At 62.0% G+C, this 4,013-nt stretch carries 3 protein-coding genes and 1 pseudogene; 3 read left to right on the forward strand and 1 reads right to left on the reverse strand.

Going from position 1 to position 4,013, the window contains the following annotated elements:
* From N0B51_RS14715 to N0B51_RS14725, 3 genes are all read left to right on the forward strand, one after another.
* On the forward strand, positions 1-247 hold a 247-nt coding region (locus N0B51_RS14715), incomplete at its 5' end, for a hypothetical protein (protein WP_259963352.1).
* Between the two features lie 32 nt (positions 248-279).
* Entirely contained in the window at positions 280-2,466 is a 2,187-nt protein-coding gene (locus N0B51_RS14720; protein WP_259963353.1) for a TonB-dependent receptor, read from the forward strand.
* A gap of 33 nt (positions 2,467-2,499) precedes the next feature.
* On the forward strand, positions 2,500-3,537 hold the full coding sequence (locus tag N0B51_RS14725; RefSeq protein WP_259963354.1) for a PepSY-associated TM helix domain-containing protein: 1,038 nt from the start codon (positions 2,500-2,502) through the stop codon (positions 3,535-3,537).
* A gap of 149 nt (positions 3,538-3,686) precedes the next feature.
* Here N0B51_RS14725 and N0B51_RS14730 read toward each other — a convergent pair.
* Positions 3,687-3,932: pseudogene (locus N0B51_RS14730) on the reverse strand (tyrosine-type recombinase/integrase); the annotation flags it as partial.
* Between the last annotated feature and the right edge of the window lie 81 nt (positions 3,933-4,013).

Genomic DNA, 4,013 nt, shown 5'->3' on the forward strand with positions numbered 1-4,013 from the left:
CGGGCGAGGAAAGCTGCTCGCCCCCGATCCGCGTCAGCCTGCCAGCAACGCAGAACCCGACTTCTTCAACAGAATAGACCCCAGTGCGGACATTCGAGGGTTGCCCATTCTCGGTTCGAGGCTTCGCAAGGCCATTGTGCCCACGTTGATTTTATCAAGCCAGTGGCAAGCGGGCTATCGCCTGGCCAGGCGCCCCTTTGCCGACCGGTCATTATCACTATTGCAAATCATTTGCAGTATGCTCTAGCGGGCGTCCGTTCCCTTCTGGAGAAGACATCGATGAAATTCTATCTTGGCTCAGGCGTAGCGTTGTTGACGTTGTGCAGCGGAGCCGCCGCGGCAGCCGATGTGGCAGGGGAACCAACGACACCGTTGGATGACCCGTCCGCGCCGACCGTGGCAGATCCGACCGGGCAAAATGGTGATCGTCAGCGTTCAGAGGAAATCATCGTGACCGCGACGCGCGTGCCGACGCCCATCACAGCGATACCCAACACGGTGAGAGTTCTCGACCGGGAGACGGTGACAACCCAGCTCGCAGTCAGCCCCAGCCTTATCGACAGTCTCAGCTTTTCCATCCCGAGCCTCGCGCCTGGACGCCAACGCATGACTAGCACTGGCGAGTCTCTACGAGGCCGGACGCCACTCTACATGGTGGACGGCATTCCCCAGACGACTCCCCTGCGGGATGGTAAGAGAAGCGGCTTCACCATCGACCCCGCGTTCGTCAACCGTGTCGAGGTGATCTATGGGGCCAACGCGATTCAGGGACTGGGCGCGACGGGAGGTGTCATCAACTACGTGACCGTGCGTCCCAAAGCGAACGGGGACTGGCTGCGACGAGCCACCGCCGAGATCAGCACGGATGATTTTGAGGAGAACGGCTTCCACTACCGGACTTCAGCCTTGGCGGGGCGGCAAATCGGGGCATTCGACTTCGTCTTGGGCGGCGCTTTCGAGCGCAACGATCTGTTCTACGATGGCGCCGATCGTCCGGTGGTCGTTGACCCCACGCAGGGCGACATCATGGATTCGAAGAGCTGGAGCTTCTTTTCCCGAGTCGGCTACGCGCTCGACGCCGACCAGCGAATCGAACTGATGGCTAACCTGTTCAAGCTGGAAGGCGACGGCGATTATGAAGCGGTGCCCGGCAACGCGCTGGCAGGGATCCCCGCCACCTCGATCGCGGGCGATCCTGCCGGCGATCCCACGCGGAACGACGCGAAGAACTTCGCTGCCACGTATCGTCACGGCGATCTGCTAGGAGGCACGCTGTCGCTCCAGGGCTTCTACTACGATTTTTACGCGCTCTACGGCGGGGACACGTTCCCGGTCTTCCAGGATCCAGCGATTGCCCCGGTCGGAACGCTGTTCGACCAGTCCGCGCTGGGATCGAAGAAGTATGGCGCCAAGCTAACCTTCTCTCGCGAGGACGCTTTGTGGCACGGTTTGCAGGTCATCGCTGGCGCCGATTACCTGCGCGACCGGACGAACCAGGAACTGGCTCAGACCGGACGCCTCTGGGTCCCCAACCTCATTTACCGTGGCTGGGCCCCGTTCGTGCAGCTCGAGCAGCGCCTGCTCGGCGACGCGGTGCGCGTCTCGGGAGGCGTGAGGTGGGAGAACGTCACCTTGGATGTGCCCGACTTCACCACTATCGCCAGCTCAAATTCCACGTTCGTCGAGGGCGGCTCGCCAAGCTTCGACACCTTGCTCAAGAATGCCGGCATCGTCGTCGAGCCGCTCGAGGGCTTGTCGGTCTTCGCTTCTTACGCCCAGGGGTTCACGATGCCCGACGCCGGACTCATTCTGCGGGCGGTGCGCACGCCGGGACAGAACGTCGAGGATCTCGTCGACCTCCAACCGGTGATCGCCGATAATATTGAGCTCGGCTCGAGCTGGCGCCGCGGTGGCCTCGACCTCTCAGCGAGTTATTTCTGGTCGAACTCAGATCTGGGCTCCCGCATCCAGGTGATCGGGGGCGCCGGCGTAATCCAGCGAGAGCGCACCGAAATCCAGGGGCTGGAACTCTCGGCCAGCTACGCGTTTGACTCCGGCGCCCGCTTTGGCGCTGCCTTCGCTGCGCTCGATGGACGCTACGATAGCAACGGCGATGGCGTGGTAGACCGTGACCTCGACGGCCGCAACATCGCGCCTGATCGTCTCAATCTGTTCGCCGAGTCGCCGCTCTTCGGAAAGCTCAGCGGCCGAGTCCAGGTTTCGCGCTTGTTCGACCGTCGCTTCGATGGAGGTGCGCCGCGATTCGACTTCGACGGCTACACGCTGGTCGACCTGATCCTCAGCTACGATTCCGACGACGCCGGGCGCTTTACGCTCGGCATCGCAAACCTGCTCGACGAACAGTATGTGACTTACACATCGCAGACCGCCAACTTCATCAACGACCGAAACTACTCTTCCGGGCGCGGCCGCGCCTTCACGCTGCGTTGGCAGGGAAATTTCTGAGGTGCGCAAGGTCGAGGAAGTGGCGAAGCCATCGTGAAGCTGCTGTCCCTCGTTCATCGCTGGGCAGGATCGCTTGTTGGTCTGTTGCTTGCCTTGCTCGGCCTGACGGGTGCGATCCTCGTCTGGGAAGGCGAATGGGTGATGCTGCCCGGTGCCGGTGACCCGGTTATCGAGGACGTTGCGGCGATCGCGGCGATTACCGAGCGGGCACAAGCGGAGGGGGCGCTGTCGCGTATCACCTTCGCCAGCGAGGAAATCGGACTTCACCAGCTGGTCTTTGCCGACGGCAGTGGCGCCTATGTTCGGCAAGACGGGACCGTAGTGACCCGCTGGGCAAGCCAATGGGAACGCCCAGAACTGTGGTTATTTGACCTGCACCACCACCTCTTCGCAGGTGAAATTGGAGAGACGGTGACGGGCTTCGCCGGGATCGCTGGCCTGCTGTTCGTTGTCACCGGGCTGATCTTGTGGTGGAGGACGCGGCAAAAATTCGAGTTGCGCCTCTTGCCGCAACGATTTCGGCCAGGTCCGATCGTTCGCCACCATCGAGACCTCGGAGCATTGGCCGCGCCGCTTCTCGTGGTAACGATGCTCACCGGGATCGTGATGGTGTTCGCGCCGCTTCGCTCAGCGTTGATTGGCGCGGAGGTACGCCCGAAAGAGGCGCTGGAGCGCCCGGCTGGCTTCGATGCCGCCGAGGCGCTGGCGTTTGCCAAGATTCGCTTCCCCGGAGCTTCCATTCGCCGGATCACGCTCCCGGCCAAACCTGGCGATCCGATCGCGGTGCGAATGCGCCAGCCCTTCGAATGGACTCCGAATGGCCGGACGCAGGTCAGCGTTGCTGCGGACGGTAAGGTCACAATTGAGGATGCGGCAACAGCAAACGGCTCAGCCTGGCTATCAGAGAAGGCGTACCCGGTGCATTCAGCGAAGGTGGGCGGTTTGGCATGGAAACTTGCTATGACGCTTTCGGGCGTCGCTCTGTCGATATTGGGTTCGCTGGCTACTTGGAGCTTCTGGACACGCAGGGTTAGCAAGGCGCGAAGCGTTGCAGCCCGGCTAGCACGCTGAACGTCGGCTCGGACGCGAGCGAACATTTCCCTGCGGGCTGCTCTTTGTCCGGCTGCCGCTCAGTTTCCACCCTGATAGCGGTCCATCGTCCAGCCTTGTCGTAAGCCTGAAAGCGGTCGACCGAAGTGGGCGGCCGACCGCAGCTTAGGTTAGATTTCGGTGCGCTCCGCCAGCAGCAGGGCGTCTTCGACGTCGACCCCTAGATAGCGAACGGTATTCTCGATCTTGGTGTGACCCAGCAGTATCTGGATCTCGCGGATGTTGCCCGTGGCGCGGTAGATCATCGCGGCTTTTGTCCGGCGGAGCGAGTGCGTCCCGTACTCGGACTTTCGAAGGCCGATTGCTGTGACCCACTCATCTACCAAACGAGCGTACTGGCGCGTGCTCATGTGACCGGCGGGTGGTGTCAGTCCAATCGCAACTCGTCTCCGATTGGCGGAGTTCTCCCCTCCCCAGCTTCATCTCAGGCCATGAGG

The sequence above is a fragment of the Tsuneonella litorea genome, from assembly GCF_025154015.1.
GTDB lineage: Bacteria > Pseudomonadota > Alphaproteobacteria > Sphingomonadales > Sphingomonadaceae > Tsuneonella > Tsuneonella litorea.